At 41.9% G+C, this 18,273-nt stretch carries 15 protein-coding genes; all 15 read left to right on the top strand.

Features of this window, described 5'->3' with window-relative positions:
* The first annotated feature begins 76 nt into the window (after positions 1 to 76).
* The 15 genes from E4K67_RS25205 (at position 77) to dsrP (ending at position 18,243) form a co-directional block, all read left to right on the top strand.
* Positions 77 to 1,351: an ArsB/NhaD family transporter gene (locus tag E4K67_RS25205; RefSeq protein ID WP_135551807.1), complete on the top strand. Its 1,275-nt coding sequence runs from the start codon at positions 77 to 79 to the stop codon at positions 1,349 to 1,351.
* 263 nt (positions 1,352 to 1,614) lie between these two features.
* On the top strand, positions 1,615 to 3,315 hold the full coding sequence (locus E4K67_RS25210) for a sigma-54 interaction domain-containing protein (protein WP_135551809.1): 1,701 nt from the start codon (positions 1,615 to 1,617) through the stop codon (positions 3,313 to 3,315).
* Positions 3,316 to 3,652: 337 nt separating this feature from the next.
* Positions 3,653 to 4,261: a succinate dehydrogenase cytochrome b558 subunit gene (locus E4K67_RS25215; RefSeq protein WP_135551810.1), complete on the top strand. Its 609-nt coding sequence runs from the start codon at positions 3,653 to 3,655 to the stop codon at positions 4,259 to 4,261.
* Between the two features lie 119 nt (positions 4,262 to 4,380).
* Positions 4,381 to 6,105 (top strand): succinate dehydrogenase flavoprotein subunit, encoded by a 1,725-nt coding sequence (gene sdhA / locus E4K67_RS25220; protein WP_135551812.1) that lies wholly within the window; start codon positions 4,381 to 4,383, stop codon positions 6,103 to 6,105.
* A gap of 27 nt (positions 6,106 to 6,132) precedes the next feature.
* On the top strand, positions 6,133 to 6,885 hold the full coding sequence (gene sdhB / locus E4K67_RS25225) for a succinate dehydrogenase iron-sulfur subunit (protein WP_135551814.1): 753 nt from the start codon (positions 6,133 to 6,135) through the stop codon (positions 6,883 to 6,885).
* Positions 6,886 to 7,024: 139 nt separating this feature from the next.
* Positions 7,025 to 8,254 (top strand): NADP-dependent malic enzyme, encoded by a 1,230-nt coding sequence (ystJ, locus tag E4K67_RS25230; protein WP_135551816.1) that lies wholly within the window; start codon positions 7,025 to 7,027, stop codon positions 8,252 to 8,254.
* A 610-nt stretch (positions 8,255 to 8,864) separates the two neighbouring features.
* Positions 8,865 to 9,701 (top strand): CvfB family protein, encoded by an 837-nt coding sequence (locus E4K67_RS25235; RefSeq protein WP_135551818.1) that lies wholly within the window; start codon positions 8,865 to 8,867, stop codon positions 9,699 to 9,701.
* Between the two features lie 2 nt (positions 9,702 to 9,703).
* Positions 9,704 to 10,141, top strand: coding sequence for a YaiI/YqxD family protein (locus E4K67_RS25240; RefSeq protein ID WP_135551820.1), 438 nt, complete (start codon positions 9,704 to 9,706; stop codon positions 10,139 to 10,141).
* 130 nt (positions 10,142 to 10,271) lie between these two features.
* Positions 10,272 to 12,116 (top strand): molecular chaperone HtpG, encoded by a 1,845-nt coding sequence (htpG, locus tag E4K67_RS25245; RefSeq protein WP_135551822.1) that lies wholly within the window; start codon positions 10,272 to 10,274, stop codon positions 12,114 to 12,116.
* Positions 12,117 to 12,629: 513 nt separating this feature from the next.
* Positions 12,630 to 13,184 (top strand): RsbRD N-terminal domain-containing protein, encoded by a 555-nt coding sequence (locus E4K67_RS25250; protein WP_135551824.1) that lies wholly within the window; start codon positions 12,630 to 12,632, stop codon positions 13,182 to 13,184.
* Between the two features lie 17 nt (positions 13,185 to 13,201).
* On the top strand, positions 13,202 to 14,203 hold the full coding sequence (gene dsrM / locus E4K67_RS25255) for a sulfate reduction electron transfer complex DsrMKJOP subunit DsrM (RefSeq protein ID WP_135551826.1): 1,002 nt from the start codon (positions 13,202 to 13,204) through the stop codon (positions 14,201 to 14,203).
* Between the two features lie 6 nt (positions 14,204 to 14,209).
* Positions 14,210 to 15,835: a sulfate reduction electron transfer complex DsrMKJOP subunit DsrK gene (dsrK, locus tag E4K67_RS25260; RefSeq protein WP_135551828.1), complete on the top strand. Its 1,626-nt coding sequence runs from the start codon at positions 14,210 to 14,212 to the stop codon at positions 15,833 to 15,835.
* Positions 15,835 to 16,290: a sulfate reduction electron transfer complex DsrMKJOP subunit DsrJ gene (gene dsrJ, locus E4K67_RS25265; RefSeq protein WP_135551830.1), complete on the top strand. Its 456-nt coding sequence runs from the start codon at positions 15,835 to 15,837 to the stop codon at positions 16,288 to 16,290. The genes dsrK and dsrJ overlap by 1 nt, the downstream gene beginning before the upstream one ends.
* Complete coding sequence (gene dsrO, locus E4K67_RS25270) at positions 16,287 to 17,090, top strand: sulfate reduction electron transfer complex DsrMKJOP subunit DsrO (RefSeq protein WP_135551832.1); 804 nt, start codon at positions 16,287 to 16,289, stop codon at positions 17,088 to 17,090. The genes dsrJ and dsrO overlap by 4 nt, the downstream gene beginning before the upstream one ends.
* Entirely contained in the window at positions 17,083 to 18,243 is a 1,161-nt protein-coding gene (gene dsrP / locus E4K67_RS25275) for a sulfate reduction electron transfer complex DsrMKJOP subunit DsrP (RefSeq protein WP_135551834.1), read from the top strand. Before dsrO ends, dsrP begins: the two co-directional genes overlap by 8 nt.
* Positions 18,244 to 18,273: the final 30 nt, after the last annotated feature.

Genomic DNA, 18,273 nt, shown 5'->3' on the forward strand with positions numbered 1-18,273 from the left:
TCTTCCGTAGGAAGGGAGATATTGAACGGTAATTAATTATTCGAATATAAAAATGTAACAAAGGAGAAATGAAAAAATGCAGGCGTATATTGCAATTGTTGTATTCCTTATTGTTTATGCCTTAATACTCTCTGAAAAGATTCATCGTGCCATAGCTGCCTTACTCGGTGGAATGCTGCTCATTCTTTTGGGGGTAGTATCACAAGAAACGGCGATTCATCATATTGATTGGAATACGTTAGGACTTCTAGTCGGTATGATGATTGTGGTCGGTATTACGCGTCGAACAGGAGTCTTTGAGTATCTAGGATTAAAAGCTGTCCGAGTGGCCAAGGGAGAACCAATTATGATCCTGATTGCCTTGGCAACGGTTACTGCAATGCTATCTGCATTACTAGATAATGTCACTACAGTTTTACTGATTGTGCCGATCGTTTTTAGTGTTACGGATAAACTCAATTTGAACCCCATGCCCTTCTTGTTAAGCACAATATTCTCCAGTAATGTGGGTGGAACGGCTACTTTAATCGGAGATCCCCCCAATATTATGATCGGAAGTCAAACTCATTTGGGATTTATGGACTTTGCCATGAACTTAGCACCCGTAGTATTGATCATCCATATCGCAATAATGGCCATTCTTTATTTCTTATATCGTCGTCAACTCCAAGTCACAGATGATCTTAAAGCGGAGATCATGAAAATTGACCCTATTCTGGCCATTAAAGATTATGTTCTTTTAAAAAAGAGTTTGTTCGTGCTTGGGCTTGTTTTACTGGGCTTCTTCACGCATCAGACCTTCCATTTAGAGTCAGCGACGATTGCTTTATCAGGTGGAGTCCTCTTGATGTTAATAACTAGAGAAGATCCAGAAGAAGTGCTATTAACGGTGGAATGGCCGACGATCTTCTTTTTCATTGGACTTTTCATTGTAGTCGGTGGTTTGATTGAGACGGGCTTAATAAAGGCGATGGCAGTCTGGGCAATTGATGCGACAGCTGGTAATTTTACAATGGCAGGAATGTTGATCTTATGGTTTTCCGCTATTGCTTCAGCATTTGTGGATAACATCCCCTTTGTGGCCACTATGATCCCGTTGATCCATGAAATGGGTACTTTAGGAGGGATTTCTCCAACTGGATTAGAACCTCTTTGGTGGTCCCTAGCTTTGGGAGCGTGTTTAGGAGGGAATGGAACGATCATTGGCGCTTCAGCAAATGTAATTGTTGCGGGCATGGCTGAGAAAAATGGAGTCCATATTGGCTTTATAGCCTTTATGAAAACAGCGTTTCCGTTGATGTTAGTTTCTGTTTTTATCTCCATGCTTTATCTTTTGGCGTTTTATTTTTAAGAAAGCTTTGGTGAGTATTCCCCCAAACATACATGAAAACTTATCTCAAGTTTAAGTGAAAGTTGTCTATTAAACCCCGAACTTCGAATTCTTGGTGGTTAATCTTTTAACCCCGATTCGATAGGCGGGGTTTATTTATTGTGTCTATGTAATTAAATATATTTCTAAAAATTATAATATATTTAAAGGAGATCGGCTAATCAATAAAGAATATTCTAATAATTGCAATAATAACCCAAGAAGCATGAGAAGGGGGTTAAATAGTGGATCGGAAGGTACGAGTGGGTATAGTGGGCATGGGACGAGGGGGTTCGACAGTCTATAAAACCCTGCGTAGTATTGACCATATTGATATCAGTGTGGTCTGTGATCTTTTAGAACAGAATCCAGGGATGGAGATGGCAAGGGTAGACGGTGTAGCGACCTGTATGACTTTGAATGCCTTTTTAAACGTCCCCAATCTCGATGTTATTATAGAAGCGACAGGTGACCCCATCGTACAAGAACAATTAGAACGAAATAAAGCAAAGACCAGTGCAATGGTGGAGGCCCAAGGGGCCAATCTTATGATGTACATTATAGAAGAAAAAGAAAAGCTGGCGGATATAAAACGTCTAAAAGGTGAACTGGATACTGTTTTGAACTCTGTTCAAGAAGCCATTGAAGTCGCAGGCATTGATGGAGAGATTAAATATGTCAATCCGTCATTTAGTCGGGTTACTTCAATTCCAGCGAGTCAGCGGATTGGACACAATATTTTTGATGTTTCTCCCAATGGTGCGCTAGCGAGGTCTCTTAGGACACATGAACCGGTGTTCGCTCACAGGGCTCAAGTTGGTGGCTCGAATGTGGATGTAATTTCAAATGCATCCCCAATTGTCGTTGACGGGAAAATGGAAGGTGCAGTCGTGGTATTTCAGCCACTAACGGACATCTATAAATTGATGGAACAGTTGAAAGCGTCTAATCAAGTGATTGATGATTTGCAAAGCCGTATCAATCAAATCTCTACGAGTTCCTATACATTTGATGACCTGATTGGAAGCCATCCTGAATTTGAAAGTGCTTTGGATTTGGCTCGTAAAGCGGCGAAGAGTAACTCGACCATTCTCATTACAGGAGAATCAGGGACCGGAAAGGAATTATTTGCTCACGCCATCCATGGTACCAGTTTGCGCTTAGACAAGCCTTTTATCAAGGTAAACTGTGCAGCAATTCCAGAGACGTTACTAGAAAGTGAATTCTTTGGACATGAAAAGGGAGCTTTCACAGGAGCAGTGAAAACAAAGCTTGGAAAAATGGAGTTGGCAAATGGAGGGACGATTTTCTTAGATGAGATCGGAGATATGAACCCCTATTTACAGGCCAAACTGCTTAGAGTATTACAAGAAATGGAATTCGAGCGAGTTGGAGGTACCCAGACTATCAAGGTAGATGTCCGCGTAATTGCAGCTACCAACCGTAATTTACTTGAGTTGGCCAAAAGAGGAGATTTTCGCGAAGATCTCTATTATCGACTCAATGTTCTTGAATTGCGCTTACCACCCTTGCGCAAACATAAAGAGGATATTCCAGCGTATGTCCATTCCCTAATTGCAAAATTTAACCGCAAATTTGGTAAACACGTGATGGGTTTAACAAGCCAAGCAGAAGAACTGTTGATGCATTATGACTGGCCAGGAAACATAAGGGAACTACAGAATGTCTTGGAACGAGCCATAGTTACTGTCGAAGGGGAAATCGTTACCCATAAATCTATGCTCAATCTCGTAGATTCACAGACACCTTTGCTACAAGATCAGGTGGTAAGTGGAGAGATTATGCCTATCGAACAAATGGAAAAGCAGATGATCCGCCTGGCCATGAAGCGTTACGGCGACTCAGTCGAAGGAAAGAAGCAAGCCGCAAAAGCACTGAAAATATCCTTGGCCACACTTTATAACAAACTCAGAACAATGTCATAGCGGGGATGAATTTTAACAAGAATCTAATAATTAGAAGTTTTGACTACTAAATTCTATAAATTAGAAATTAGAGTGTGTCTTTTTGGGTTGAATTAAAAGTAGGGACTATTAATATAGTAATTTTCAGATGCTTTTTGCTAAAGATTAATTACCTGAAAGCCACTAATTACAGTGTATTTTCAGTATTTTTAATAATTAACAGAATATATAGTTAATTTTAAACTATATGGCATAGAGCTTGCATATTCTATATTTTGAAAGCCGACTAGGAAAACGAATGGATCATTCCAATTCTATGTTTGCCAAAAAGATGTTGAGAGGAGAGGACCAGAGATTTATGAGTACGACACAAAAACCTTATCATTTTTTGATTCGTAGAGTCCATTCGTTATTAGGACTCGTGCCCATCGGCCTTTTTTTGATGTTTCACATGTTTCTTAATTTAACCGCCCTTGGGGGGGGAGAACTGTATGACAAAGTAATTAGTACCATGCAAGATTTCCCAGCAATTTTTATCATTGAACTTGTCGTCATATTTATTCCGATTGCCATTCATGCCATCTATGGAACCTGGGTGGTCTATACCGGGCAAAGTAATGTTTTGAGGTACAAGTACGCCCGGAATTGGTTTTATATTATCCAACGAATATCGGGTCTGTATACAGTATTCTTTATAGTTATTCACGTTTACCTTATGCGTATTGGCGGAGAAGCAAATTTTGCAAGACTTTCAGAATTCCTCAACCAGCCTTTGGGATTGGTATTCTATACTTTTGGTGTATTGTTTGCAATTTTCCATTTTGTCAACGGCTTATGGGCTTTTGCGATCACGTGGGGTATCACAGTTGGGCCTCACTCCCAAAAAATATTGATGTATGCCTTAACCGCTGTGTTCATACTTATATCGGCAATTGGTTTAGCAGATATTTCAGCCTTCTTAAAGTAGAAGGAGAATTTGAGGTCTCACTTGCATTTTCAGGAACGAGAAGTAGGACCTTAACGGATAAATAACTTTAAGCGATATTCAATAAAACTAAGAACAAAGAGTTTAGGAGGGTCAAGGGGATGAGTAAAGTCATCGTAGTAGGAGGCGGACTTGCAGGGCTGATGGCAACGATCAAGATGGCCGAAGCCGGTACGCACGTCGACTTATTTTCTTTAGTACCAGTAAAACGGTCACACTCGGTCTGCGCCCAGGGTGGCATTAACGGAGCAGTTAATACCAAAGGAGAAGGGGACTCTCCGTGGCTTCACTTTGATGATACAGTGTACGGTGGCGATTTTCTAGCCAATCAACCACCTGTAAAAGCAATGTGTGATGAAGCTCCAGGGATCATTCACTTGATGGATCGAATGGGCGTCATGTTTAGCCGAACGCCGGAAGGGTTACTCGATTTTCGTCGATTTGGTGGAACTAAATTTTGCAGAACTGCCTTTGCAGGGGCTACAACTGGTCAGCAACTTCTCTATGCACTCGACGAACAAGTTAGGCGATATGAAGTAGAAGGCCTAGTCCAAAAATACGAGCAGTGGGAATTGCTCTCGACCGTCCTTGATGAAGGAATGTGTAAAGGGATTGTCGCACAAGACCTCCGGGACATGAGCATTAAGTCGTTTGCAGCGGACGCCGTGATTATTGCAACGGGTGGACCGGGCGCGGTCTTTGGCAAAAGCACCAACTCGACGATTTGTACAGGGAGCGCTGTATCAGCGTTATATCAACAAGGGGTTAAATATGCTAACGGGGAGTTTATCCAGATCCACCCCACAGCCATACCGGGCGATGACAAGCTCAGACTAATGTCTGAATCAGCCCGTGGAGAAGGCGGACGTATTTGGACCTATAAGGATGGCAAGCCATGGTATTTCTTGGAAGAAATGTTTCCGGACTATGGAAATCTAGTTCCTCGCGACATAGCGACTCGTGCTATTTATGAAGTTGTCTTTGACCAAGGTCTAGGTCTTAATGGTGAAAACATGGTATACCTTGATCTGTCGCATATCGATCCCGAGGTCTTACAACGTAAACTGGGGGGAATCATAGAAATCTATGAGAAGTTCGTCGGTGATGATCCGAAGAAGGTCCCCATGCGGATTTTCCCATCGGTTCACTATTCCATGGGTGGACTGTGGGTAGATTATGACCAGATGACGAATATACCAGGACTTTTCGCTGCTGGGGAATGTGAATACCAATACCATGGAGCAAACCGTCTGGGAGCGAACTCGTTGCTTTCGGCAATCTATGGGGGAATGGTCGCTGGACCTAAAGTGATGGAGTACATTAAGAAAAACAAACTTCAAACCCCAAGCGGCACTGAGCCTGTCTTTATGGAAGAGAAGAGACTTCAAGACGAGCAGTGGAAGAAGATCCTGGCTATGAAAGGCAAAGAAAATGTCTACCATATCCACAAAGAACTCGGAGATATTATGACTTTGAATGTGACCGTCATACGCTATAACGATAAATTAGCTGAAACCGACGTGGTCCTTCAGGAGTTGATGAAACGCTGGCAGAATATTGGCAGAAGCGATAACTTAGAATGGGGTACTCAGGAAGGCACATTCATCCGTCAGCTCTGGAACATGTTAGAACTGGCAAGAGTCATTACCTTAGGGGCCTTGCGCCGCAACGAGAGCCGGGGGGGACATTATAAACCGGAATATCCTGAGCGTGATGATGAAAATTTCCTAAAAACAACGATAGCCGATTGGACCCCTAGTGGTCCAAAACTTAGTTATGAAGAGGTTGACGTATCCTTGATTCCGCCGCGTCCGCGCCATTATTAATTAGAGAATTAGGAGGTGAAGAAAAGAATGGCTGAACAAAAAACAATCCACTTTAAAATTCGTCGTCAAGATGGTCCAGATAAGCCAATTCGTTGGGAAGAATTTGATATTCCTTATCGAGAAAAATTAAACGTTATTTCTTGTTTAATGGAAATTCAAAAAAACCCAGTAACCGCCTCAGGGCGAAAGACCACCCCCGTTGTGTGGGAATGTAATTGTCTTGAGGAAGTTTGCGGAGCTTGTACTATGAATATTAATGGACAAGGGAAACAAGCGTGCTCAGCTCTGATTGACAAACTAACTCAACCTATCGTCCTCGAACCATTGACAAAATTCCCGTTGGTAAGAGATCTCATGGTTGACCGGCAAATCATGTTCGATCACCTGAAAACAGTCCATGCTTGGATTCCGATTGATGGGACTTATAATTTGGGATCCGGGCCACGTATGCCAGAAGTAACGCGCCAGTGGGCTTACGAATTATCGAAGTGTATGACCTGCGGATGCTGTATGGAAGCTTGCCCTCAAGTGAATGCACGCTCGAAATTTATTGGACCGTCCGCCATAAATCAAGTTCGTCTCTTTAATGCTCATCCGACAGGGGAAATGAACAAGCACGAACGGTTGGCACCGTTACTCGATGAAGGTGGGATTTCAGATTGTGGTAATTCCCAAAACTGTGTTCGTGCATGTCCTAAGGACATACCGTTGACAACAAGCCTAGCCGACCTAAACCGTGAAACCAACAAATTCGCTCTGGATCGTTGGCTCAGAAGATAGCACATAGTATACTGTCCAAGGGCTTAACCAGTAAGGGGAATTCATGAATTGCCCCTACAACTAAGTCCTTGACAATAAACTTGAAATACTGATGAAAAATAACTGAAAATTGAATAAATATAAAAGGGGATTTGATTATATGGGAACACTACGAGAAGATGCTTTAGCTCTTCACCGTGACAATGTCGGAAAACTGGAAGTTCTCAGCAAAGTGCCAGTTCGTAACAGCCGAGATTTATCCTTGGCTTACTCTCCCGGAGTGGCTGAACCATGTCTGGATATCGAGAAAGATAAGGACTTAGCCTATGTTTATACTAACAAAGGCAATTTTGTGGCCATAGTCTCGAATGGGACGGCGGTTCTTGGCCTAGGTAACATCGGAGCACTTGCCTCCTTGCCAGTCATGGAAGGTAAATCAATCCTTTTCAAGACCTTTGCCGGAGTCGATGCCTTCCCCATTTGCTTAGACACGGAGAATATTGAAAAAGTAATTGAGACGGTCAAACTAATGGAGCCAACCTTCGGTGGAATCAACTTGGAGGACATCAGTGCGCCGGCTTGCTTCGAGATCGAAGAGCGGCTTAAGAAGGAAATGAATATTCCTGTATTCCATGATGATCAACATGGCACAGCCATCGTCGTCATGGCTGGAATGATTAATGCCCTCAAAGTGGTGGGGAAATCCTTAACTAGTATTCGTGTTGTCACGAACGGCGCGGGTGCTGCTGGTGTGGCGATTATTAAATTACTCATGAGTATGGGCGTTAAAGATGTGATTATGTGTGATACCAAGGGAACCATCTATACGGGACGTCCTGCGGGGATGAACAAATCAAAAGATGCCATTGCGGAAGTCACCAATTCTCAAAAGCTAGTTGGTTCACTGGCAGACGCCTTAGTGGGGGCAGATGTCTTCATTGGGGTATCAGCAGCCAACATGGTAACTCCTGAGATGGTTAAAGCTATGGCTAAGGATCCGATTATCTTTGCGATGGCAAACCCTGTACCAGAAATTATGCCTGTACTTGCTAAAGAAGCAGGAGCAAAAGTAGTCGGAACTGGACGTTCAGATTTCCCAAACCAAGTCAACAACGTATCGGCATTCCCTGGTATTTTCCGAGGTGCTTTGGACGTTCGGGCCTCTCAGATTAATGAAGAAATGAAAATCGCAGCCGCTTATGCGATTGCGGGCTTGGTAAGTGATGTAGAGCTAAATGCCGACTATGTAATTCCGAAAGCTTTCGATCCTCGTGTTGCACCTGCCGTTGCAGCGGCTGTTGCCCAAGCTGCGATGGACAGTGGTGTAGCTCGAATCACAGTAGACCCTGAAGCGATCTCCAAAAAAGTATGGGCAATTCGTCCAGAATAGTGTTATAATAATAACTAAATAGGAATATTAGGGATTAGCTTGCTAATCCCTTCTTGCTGTATTTTATATTTTATATAAAATATGTAAGTAAGGGGTAATATATATGAGGAGAAGATCTAATATCAGCGCAGGTATTGGTATTGGTAATATTATTGCGGTAGTTAATCATGGTATGTTAATCACGACATACTATGGGCTCTAATGCACGGGGTATTAAGTTGAAATATTATCGTATACTATGTTGTATTAGTCAGATAGGGCTAGATGGGTTACAACTAAAGGGACAAGCAGACCGCCATGCAAAAGGCGGTCTTGTTTCGTACTAGTCAGAAAGTATAACTTTCGGTTACATACTTTCTGGAAGGTCCCTTCTCGCCGTCCTCGGCAACTGGGACACTCGGCCTCTATGGCCAGCGCATAAGTGCAACTAAGGCGGTCGCCGGCGTCTGAAGGCTGGGCGCCAGCAAGTTCTCTTTATCTACATATTCGACCCAATAGTTTGCCATAGGCGCACTCATGTATATAATAGTATAACAATAGTACCAGCATGGATTTGCTACCCAAGGGTAAACCTACATCTAGTGACAATTGAGAAAGGGGATTTTTATAGATGATTGAGATCGGTAAATTACAAAATCTTAAAATTGCAAATTATACATCCTTTGGCGCTTACTTAGATGCAGGCACAGGTGTTCGGCATGATAATATCCTTCTGCCTATAAAACAATTACCAGAGGATTCTAAAGAGGGCGACGAATTAGAGGTTTTTATTTATCGGGATTCCGAAGAACGGCTAATTGCCACCCGCAAAAAACCGTTGGCTCAATTAGGAGAATTAGCTTATCTAAAAGTCTCGGCTAAGACAACGATTGGGGCCTTTTTGGATATCGGCTTGGAAAGAGGGTTATTTCTACCATTTCATGAGCAGAAATATCCGATTCAAGTGGGTAAAGGATATCTAGTAAAAGTTTATTTAGACAAGAGTCAAAGGTTGAGCGCCACGACAGAAATTTATGAGTATCTATCGGCCGAATCTCCTTATCAGAAAAACGATAAAATAGTAGGAACAGTTTATTCGGTGAATCCTGATATGGGTGCCTTTGTAGCCGTAGATAATAAGTATATGGGACTCATTCCTGTCAATGAGTATTTTAATGAATTGCAAGAGGGCGATCAAGTGGAGGCACGTGTTATCAGAGTTAGAGAGGATGGCAAGCTTGATTTATCACCAAGGGATCTTTCCTATATTCAAATGGATAACGATACATTGAAAATTCTCCAAGGGATAAAGAATCACGAAGGATTTTTGGCGCTCAGTGATAAAAGCAGCCCCCTTGAAATCCAAAGTCGCTTACAAATGAGTAAAGCCGCCTTTAAAAGAGCAGTTGGAAAACTGCTTAAAGAGAAAAAAGTGATTCAAGCGGATGGCGGGTTACGGGAGGCATAAGTTTGAAAATTATTGTGGATGCAGACGCTTGTCCGAAGACTGTTTTGCAGATTTGCATTAAGGTGGCCCTCGAGTATGCTATTCCGGTATGGACTGTAGCTAGCTTTAACCACAATATTGTTTCCGACCATCACGTGGTGGTCGGAAATGCTTCGCAAGAGGCTGATATTCGGGTTATGAATCTGGCTTTGGCGGGAGATGTAGCAGTGACTCAGGATTGGGGCCTGGCGGCTATGTTATTGGGAAAAGGAGTTAGGTGTTTAAATCCTGACGGACGAGAGTTTAACACAACTAACATTGAATTTTTACTGGAGGAGCGGGAGGCAAAAGCGAAGTTCCGACGGGGTGGCGGCAGAACTAAAGGACCAAAAAAGAGAGTACAGGAAGATGATCGAAAGTTTGAAGTCTGTCTTCAGGATATCCTCAATAGGACTAATTAATTAGGGCACTTATGGTATCGTACCCCTTTCAGCTTGGTTGCACTTTTGACAATATTTTATTAAACTAAGGATTAAGGTTGACTAGCTGGTGCCAAATAATTATATTAAGACAAAACGATGGAGGTTAATAATGAGTACAGGAGTAGAAACTAAGGAATTCCAAACAGAAATCAGGCAATTACTGGATATTGTCATCCATTCACTCTACACTGAACGCGAGATCTTTTTGAGAGAACTCATTTCCAATGCGGCGGATGCTATGGAGAAACTACGTTACACACAACTTACAGGGCCTGAGGTTAAAGACAAGGATTTAACATTAGAAATCCATATCGATACGGATGATACCACCCATACCCTGACTATCACGGATACTGGTATAGGGATGACGAAAGAAGAACTGGTTGAGAATATAGGGACCATTGCTCATTCAGGCTCAAAAGAATTTATCAAACACTTGAGTGCCAAAGGGGATCAAAAGGATCTTAACCTAATCGGGCAATTTGGGGTTGGTTTTTACTCTGCCTTTATGGTAGCAGATAAAGTGACTTTATATACCCGTTCCTATCAAATGGAGAGCCAAAGCTTCGTTTGGGAATCAGACGGCGTAGGGAGTTATACGATTACTGAAGGAGAAGATCTAAGTAGGGGTACGAAGATGGTTCTTCATTTAAAAGAGGATGCGTATGATTTTGCCAAGGAAGAAACCGTTCAACGAGTCATTAAACAATATTCTAGCTTTGTACCCTACCCTATTATCGTCAATGGACAGAAAGTAAATACAGTTGATGCCCTATGGATTAAAAACAAAAATGAGATTACAGATGAGGAGTACAACGAATTCTATAAGTTCATCGCGAATGCACATGATGAACCGCTTTTTCGTCTGCATTTTTCATCAGATGCCCCGATAAATATTAACACCTTATTATTTGTTCCCAAGGAGAACCTCGAGCAGTTTGGTTTTGGACGAACAGAACCAGGGGTTAACCTATATTGTAAAAAAGTATTGATTCAAGAAAAATCCCCAATTGTATTGCCTGAGTGGTTGCGCTTTTTAAGAGGAGTTATGGACAGTGAGGAACTTCCACTTAATATTTCTAGAGAGACCATGCAGGACAGTGCTCTAATAACCAAGCTTAACAAAGTAGTTACAAGCCGTTTTCTTAAATTCCTCGATGGTCAAGCGACCTCCGAACCAGAGAAGTATAAAGAGTTCTGGGAAAAGTTTAATTTCTTTATTAAAGAAGGGGCAGCAAATGACTTCACACATCGTAAAGAACTCGTCAAGCTTTTGCAGTTCGAATCGTCTAATACCTTGCCAGGTGAATCGGTTTCTTTGGCAAATTACATAGGTCGTATGAAAGAAGACCAAACGGCAATCTATTATGTCAACGGTCCAACGCGAGAAGGAATAGAGTCCGGTCCGTATCTGGAAGTATTCCGGGACAAAGGCTATGAAGTGATCTATACCTATGCAGCAATCGACGATTACATCTTTGGTGCTATTGGGGAATATGAAGGCAAGAAACTCATTTCAGCCGATCAGTCTGATTTGGATTTAGGGAATGAACAGAAAGATAGAAGTGAACTTGCCTTGCCCGAAGAAGAAATTAAAGATTTGACGGAATGGATCAAAGAAGTCTTAGGCAGTAAAGTGACCGAGGTGCGGGAATCTAAGCGGTTGGTAGACAGTCCTGCAGTTGTGCTTAGTCCATATGGAACAAATAGTATGCAGCGGATGATGCAACTCATGAATAAAGATTCAAATGATGTAGGACCCAGTGTCTTGGAAATTAACGCCTCACATCAAATGATTAAACGGTTGGACAAAGCGCGGAAAAATGAGGACACCTTTGCGAAGATTGCAGCAGAGCAAATTTTTGAAAACGCGCAAATCGCTGCAGGACTTATTATTGATCCACGGGGAATGGTAAAACGACTTAATGAAATTTTGGAGCGTGCACTGGGGTAAGCATGAAAAAATAATCTTTAAAGCAAGAGGGTGGAAGGACCATCCTCTTGCTTTTTGTCGGGTGATTTCCGAAGTTAGCCTTGACTAATTCTCCACAGATGTGATATTTTAGAGCAGAAGAAACTTAGTTCGAATTTGCACAAATTGCAAAAAATTCGGAGAGTAAATGGGATTTCTTATGATCTTTAACACTAAAGTTAATGTTACTATGTGATTAACTAATTGTCACTATAGAGAATATGAATTTTACAAGCAAGTCGAAATTCCTTAAACTGATAGTGATAATAAGAACAAACAATATTCTGTTACTTGCGCAAAAATTGAACGCTACTAATTCGAAAAGGAAACTAGTGGATGATTTCACTTTGTCGCGTAGCCTAACGCACTAAATACTCAAACTGGATTGCACAGGAATTAGAGAGAGTTTTATTTAAAAGAAAGGTCGGTGTTGGATGCATTCAACATCGACTGAATTTGCTTACAAGAAGAATTTTGAGATAAGGAGTGGTCTAAATGGACATGAAGCTGAAGAGTCTCCTGGAAGAAAGGAAAGCCGCGATTACGACAAGGTGGTTCGATGCGATCATGGAGACGTATCCCACGGATAACACAGGCTTTTTTAAGAAGAAAGAAGATAGATTTGCCAATCCTGTAGGACATGCGTTCACTCAGGGTATAGATAGTCTTTGGGAAGCACTTATTGAAGAGAAAGAACTTGCTGAGGGATTACCGTTTCTTGATGATATGATTAAAGTGCAGGCCGTGCAAGATTTCCCCCCTGCTAAAGCTGTGAAATTTATCTTTAGCCTTAAAAAGGTAGTTAGAGAAGAATTGAAGAAGGAAATCAGGCATGGTCAGATTAATGAAGAGCTGCTAAGTTTCGAATCCAAAATAGATGATCTGGCTCTATTTGCCTTTGATATATATGCGAAATGTCGAGAACAACTTAATCAACTGAAGGTCGATGAACTGAAAAGGATGACTTTTACACTTCTGAAAAAGGCCAATCTGGTGCATGAAATCCCAATGGAAGAATTTGAAAACAAAAATCAAGAAACCAGTATTTAAAGGAAGGAGGTCGTAGAGTGAAAGTCTTGTTTTCTCTCCTCGCAGTAAGTGTACTCATTCTAGTCGCCACAATAGGAGCGCATATTACAAGTATGCATTACATTCTTGGCATCATCATACCTTATCTAGCCTTTACTATGTTTGTGGGTGGATTTATTTACCGCATTGTTAAATGGGGGCGGTCACCTGTGCCGTTCCGAATTCCAACAACCATTGGGCAGCAAAAATCACTGCCGTGGATCAAACAAAATAAGATCGAAAACCCGACAAGTGCTTTCGGTGTTATTATCAGGATGGCTTTAGAAGTATTGTTCTTTCGCTCGTTGTTTCGAAACACTAAAACAGAATTATCCCAGGGGCCAAAGGGTCCAATACTAGCCTACGGCTCAGCTAAGTGGCTTTGGTTAGGGAGTTTGGTCTTTCACTGGTCGTTCCTCATAATTCTGATTAGACATCTTAGATTTTTCTTGGAACCTATACCGTACTCGGTTCAAATACTTGAAAGCATTGATGGCATTTTACAGATTGGGTTACCTGCGATTTACTTGACGGATGCATTCTTTTTAATAGCAGTGACCTACCTGTTCCTCAGAAGAATTTTTATTCCGCAGGTAAGGTATATATCTCATGCTGCTGATTATTTTCCGCTCTTTATGATTTTGAGCATTGGGTGTACAGGGGTACTAATGCGGTATTTCTTTAAAGTTGATCTTGTAGCTGTCAAGAAATTGGCAATTGGGTTAGCTACTTTTCAGCCTGTTCTTCCTGAAGGAATTGGCGTAATGTTTTTTATCCACATCTTTCTAGTTAGTGTTCTTTTCGCATATTTCCCCTTGAGTAAATTAATGCATGCGGGCGGCATTTTCCTCAGCCCAACCCGAAACATGATTAGTAACAATCGTATGGTTAGGCATATCAACCCATGGGATCACGAAGTTGAGGTTCATACCTACGCTCAGTATGAAGATGAATTTAGAGAAAAAATGAAAAAAGCTGGTATTCCGGTAGAAAAGGAGTGATCGTGGATGGCGAAAGTAGAGAAGGTTAAAACTCCAAAGCCACAAGAACTATCTCAGATAGATTTCAAACCACCCGCAACGGACTGGATGGATACTCCGACAGTGATTAAACCAGGTAACTTTTGCTGGGGAGGAAAGGAAAAAGACCTTCTAACGTTGGGTTTACCTAACCCAAGACAGTGGTCGCCAGCCGACGAAGATTGGAAGTTGCCAGAGGGCTGGGAAACAACGATCTTAGAAGGAATGGCAGAAAGGCTTGCTAAGTATCGCTCTTTTAAAATATTTATGGATATTTGCGTTAGATGCGGTGCCTGTGCCGATAAATGCCACTTTTATATTGCCACTGGTGATCCTAAAAATATGCCCGTCCTGAGAGCGGAATTGATAAGATCAGTCTACAAAAAGTATTTCACAACGTCTGGTAAATTTCTAGGACGTTTGGCCGGGGCGAGAGAACTTGATGAAGATGTGCTTAAGGAATGGTGGTCTTACTTTTTTCAGTGTACTGAGTGCCGTCGCTGTTCTGTTTTCTGTCCATATGGTATCGATCAAGCAGAAGTAACGATCATTGGCAGGGAACTTCTTAACTTAGTGGGCTTAAACATCGATTGGATTTCCGGACCTGCTGCAAATTGTTACATGAAGGGAAATCACCTTGGCTTAGAGCCTCATGCAATTGTAGGTAACATCGAAACCATGTGTGATGATATAGAGGAAATAACAGGTATTAGGGTGAACCCAACCTTCAACAGAAAAGGTGCCGAAATAATGTTTGTCACTCCGTCCGGAGATTTCATGGGTGAACCAGGGATTTATACTTGCATGGGTTATCTCATGCTTTTCCATGAACTCGGTCTTGACTACACATGGAGCACATATGCTTCTGAAGGTGGGAACTTCGGATTTTTCACCTCAAATGACATGGCCAAGAGGCTTAACTACAAGATCTATGCTGAAGCAAAACGATTAGGTGTTAAATGGATCATTGGTGGAGAATGTGGTCATATGTGGAGAGTTCTGAATCAGTATATGGATACATGGAACGGCCCCGCAGACTTCTTAGAAGTACCAAGATCGCCGATCACCGGAACAGTCTTTGAAAATGCCAAATCCACTAAAATGATCCATATCTCAGAATTTACAGCTGATTTGATCAAACACAATAAACTGACATTAGATCCCAGTCGTAACGACCACTTAAAGGTTACGTATCATGATTCATGTAACCCTTCTAGAGGAATGGGGCTTCTCGAAGAGCCAAGAGAAATCATTAAGGCTATTTGTAATAATTTCTATGAGATGCCTGAAAATACGATCAGAGAGAAGACATTCTGCTGCGGAAGTGGATCTGGACTCAACGCCTCGGAAAATATGGAACAACGGATGAGAGGCGGATTCCCGAGAGCAAATGCTGTTAAGTATGTTAAAGACAAACATGGAGTTAACATGTTGGCAAATATTTGCGCAGTTGACCGGGCCGCTTTACCAGCTCTAATGGACTACTGGAATCCTGGGGTAGGCGTTGCAGGTGTGACTGAGTTACTCGCTAATGCATTAGTAATGAGAGGCGAGAAAGAGAGAACACTCGATATAAGACTTGAGGATCTACCTGGAAAGGAGGGTGATGAGTAATGTATAAAGGCGGAAAAATAATTGCATCACTCATTATCTTTGTTGGACTTTTCACGATCCCCTTCTTCTATAATATGGGGAAAGTTAATGCAGGACCGGATATAGATTTAAATACTCCTGCCATTCAGGCGCTTGCGCCTGCTGACCAGCAGTGTGTTGAGTCTCCAGAGTTTATGAGGGCTAATCACATGCAACTGCTCAATCAATGGCGACAAGCTTCTGTGCGTGATGGACAGACCGTGTATACAAATAGCAATGGGAAAGAATTTGAAATTAGTCTTCAAGACACGTGCTTGAAATGTCATTATACCGAGGCTGAAAAAGTGGCAAATGCTGAAGGAACGAGTAACCCGGCGTTTGCTTCACCTCAGTTCTGTTCTTCTTGTCATGATTATAACGCAGTCAAGCCATTATGTTATTCTTGCCATTTTGAGCCAAAGGAGGCTGTAAAATGAGCATCAATCGACGACAATTTCTAAGAAGAGCTGGTATGCTCACTGCATTAGGACTTGGGGGCACGTTTGCTTTTACTGGGTTCAGAAAGAAAGAAGTTGCTGTAGCTGCGGAATATGGCATCGAAAAGAAAGCTGATTTAGCAAGTCGGTGGGCTATGGTCGTAGATATGAGTAAATTTAAATCAGAAGATGACTATAAGCGGGTCCAAGAAGCTTGCCATACTCTTCATAATGTTCCAGAAGAAATCGGCAATACTAAGGAAGAGATTAAATGGATCTGGAAAGATGATTATCATCATACCTTTGGTGCTGGGCAAAATAAATATTTGGATGAACACGTGATAGAGGCACCTTTTATGGTTCTGTGTAATCACTGTGAAAATCCTCCTTGTGTCAAGGCTTGCCCCACTCAGGCCACGTTTAAGCGCAGAGACGGGATTGTAGCGATGGACTTTCACCGCTGTATTGGATGTAGATTTTGCATGGCGGCTTGTCCCTTTGGTGCTAGAAGCTTTAATTTTAGAGATCCAAGACCTTTTATTAAAGAGGTATCTACAGAATATCCAACTAGGACTGCTGGAGTCGTGGAAAAATGTAATTTCTGCTATGAACGCTTGGCAAAAGGTCAAAAGCCAGCATGTGTGGAGACGTCCAAGGGCGGCTTGATTTTCGGAGATTTAGATGACCCCAACTCAGAGGTTAGAAAAATTATCAGTACCAAATTCACTATTCGGCGTAAACCTGAGCTGGGAACCCAGCCGAGCGTTTACTACCTAGTAGGGGGTGACGATAATGCTTGAGAAAGCGTTAACTGGTAGCAAAAAGTATTGGGCATGGATCTTTGTATTACTGGCTGTTATTGCTGTAGGCTTCTATGCTTATCTAAATCAGTTTAATAATGGTCTCGGAGTTACAGGCATGAGTCGTGATGTTTCCTGGGGCTTGTACATCGCCCAGTTTACCTTTCTTGTTGGTGTTGCTGCTTCGGCCGTTATGCTTGTCTTACCTTATTATCTGCATGATTTTAAGAAGTTTGGTAAAATGGTCATTCTCGGTGAGTTTTTAGCGATACCAGCTGTGATCATGTGTATGTTATTTATTGTCGTAGATTTAGGACAACCAATGCGGATCATGAATGTAATTCTGTATCCGAGCCCACGTTCGGTCATGTTTTATGATATGTGCGTACTGATTGGATATCTCTGCATTAACTTAGTCGTTGGTTGGACGACGCTTGGCGCTGAGCGCAAAGGAACTCCACCGCCAGCTTGGGTTAAACCAATAATATATCTATCGATTCCTTGGGCAGTTAGTATTCACACAGTTACAGCCTTCTTATATGCTGGTCTTCCCGGTCGGCACCTATGGTTATCGGCTATTATGGCTGCGCGCTTCCTAGCATCCGCCTTTGCGGCTGGTCCAGCTATTCTGATACTATTGTGTTTGATAGTAAGAAAGGTCAGTAAATTCGACCCAGATCCAGGCCTAGGAGCTATTCAATCGCTTGTTAAGATCGTCAGATATGCCATGATTGCTAATGTATTCTTCTATATTTTAGAGCTTTTCACAGCCTTCTATAGTAATGTACCTGAATACAGTGCTCCTCTTAGGTATATTTTTGTTGGCATGGATGGACATACAAACCTTGTTCCCTTTATGTGGACAGCCGTTTTTCTTGCTTTTGCAGGGATTTTGTTACTGGTTTTCCCACAAACACGCAAGAATGGAAAGATCTTGCCCTTTGCTCTTCTAGCTATTATAATAGCTAATTGGATTGACAAAGGAATGATCCTAATTGTTGCAGGATTTGTTCCCAATTCTTTCGAGAGGGTAATAGAATATACACCATCATTGAATGAAATTTTAGTGACTCTGGGTGTATACTCTATTGGGATGCTGCTAATTACTGTTCTTTATAAAGTGGCTATCTCGGTTAGGGAAGAGAAAGCTTAATAGGCAAGATGCATTTTTGATACTTGTTTG

This window comes from Desulfosporosinus fructosivorans, from assembly GCF_004766045.1.
Taxonomy (GTDB): Bacteria; Bacillota; Desulfitobacteriia; order Desulfitobacteriales; family Desulfitobacteriaceae; genus Desulfosporosinus; species Desulfosporosinus fructosivorans.

Bases quoted from the DNA above. Each gene is read 5' to 3' on its own strand.
- E4K67_RS25205 (WP_135551807.1), top strand. From the start codon at position 77: ATGCAGGCGTATATTGCAATTGTTGTATTCCTTATTGTTTATGCCTTA.
- E4K67_RS25215 (WP_135551810.1), top strand. From the start codon at position 3,653: ATGAGTACGACACAAAAACCTTATCATTTTTTGATTCGTAGAGTCCAT.
- sdhA (WP_135551812.1), top strand. From the start codon at position 4,381: ATGAGTAAAGTCATCGTAGTAGGAGGCGGACTTGCAGGGCTGATGGCA.
- sdhB (WP_135551814.1), top strand. From the start codon at position 6,133: ATGGCTGAACAAAAAACAATCCACTTTAAAATTCGTCGTCAAGATGGT.
- ystJ (WP_135551816.1), top strand. From the start codon at position 7,025: ATGGGAACACTACGAGAAGATGCTTTAGCTCTTCACCGTGACAATGTC.
- E4K67_RS25235 (WP_135551818.1), top strand. From the start codon at position 8,865: ATGATTGAGATCGGTAAATTACAAAATCTTAAAATTGCAAATTATACA.
- htpG (WP_135551822.1), top strand. From the start codon at position 10,272: ATGAGTACAGGAGTAGAAACTAAGGAATTCCAAACAGAAATCAGGCAA.
- E4K67_RS25250 (WP_135551824.1), top strand. From the start codon at position 12,630: ATGGACATGAAGCTGAAGAGTCTCCTGGAAGAAAGGAAAGCCGCGATT.
- dsrK (WP_135551828.1), top strand. From the start codon at position 14,210: ATGGCGAAAGTAGAGAAGGTTAAAACTCCAAAGCCACAAGAACTATCT.
- dsrJ (WP_135551830.1), top strand. From the start codon at position 15,835: ATGTATAAAGGCGGAAAAATAATTGCATCACTCATTATCTTTGTTGGA.
- dsrO (WP_135551832.1), top strand. From the start codon at position 16,287: ATGAGCATCAATCGACGACAATTTCTAAGAAGAGCTGGTATGCTCACT.
- dsrP (WP_135551834.1), top strand. From the start codon at position 17,083: ATGCTTGAGAAAGCGTTAACTGGTAGCAAAAAGTATTGGGCATGGATC.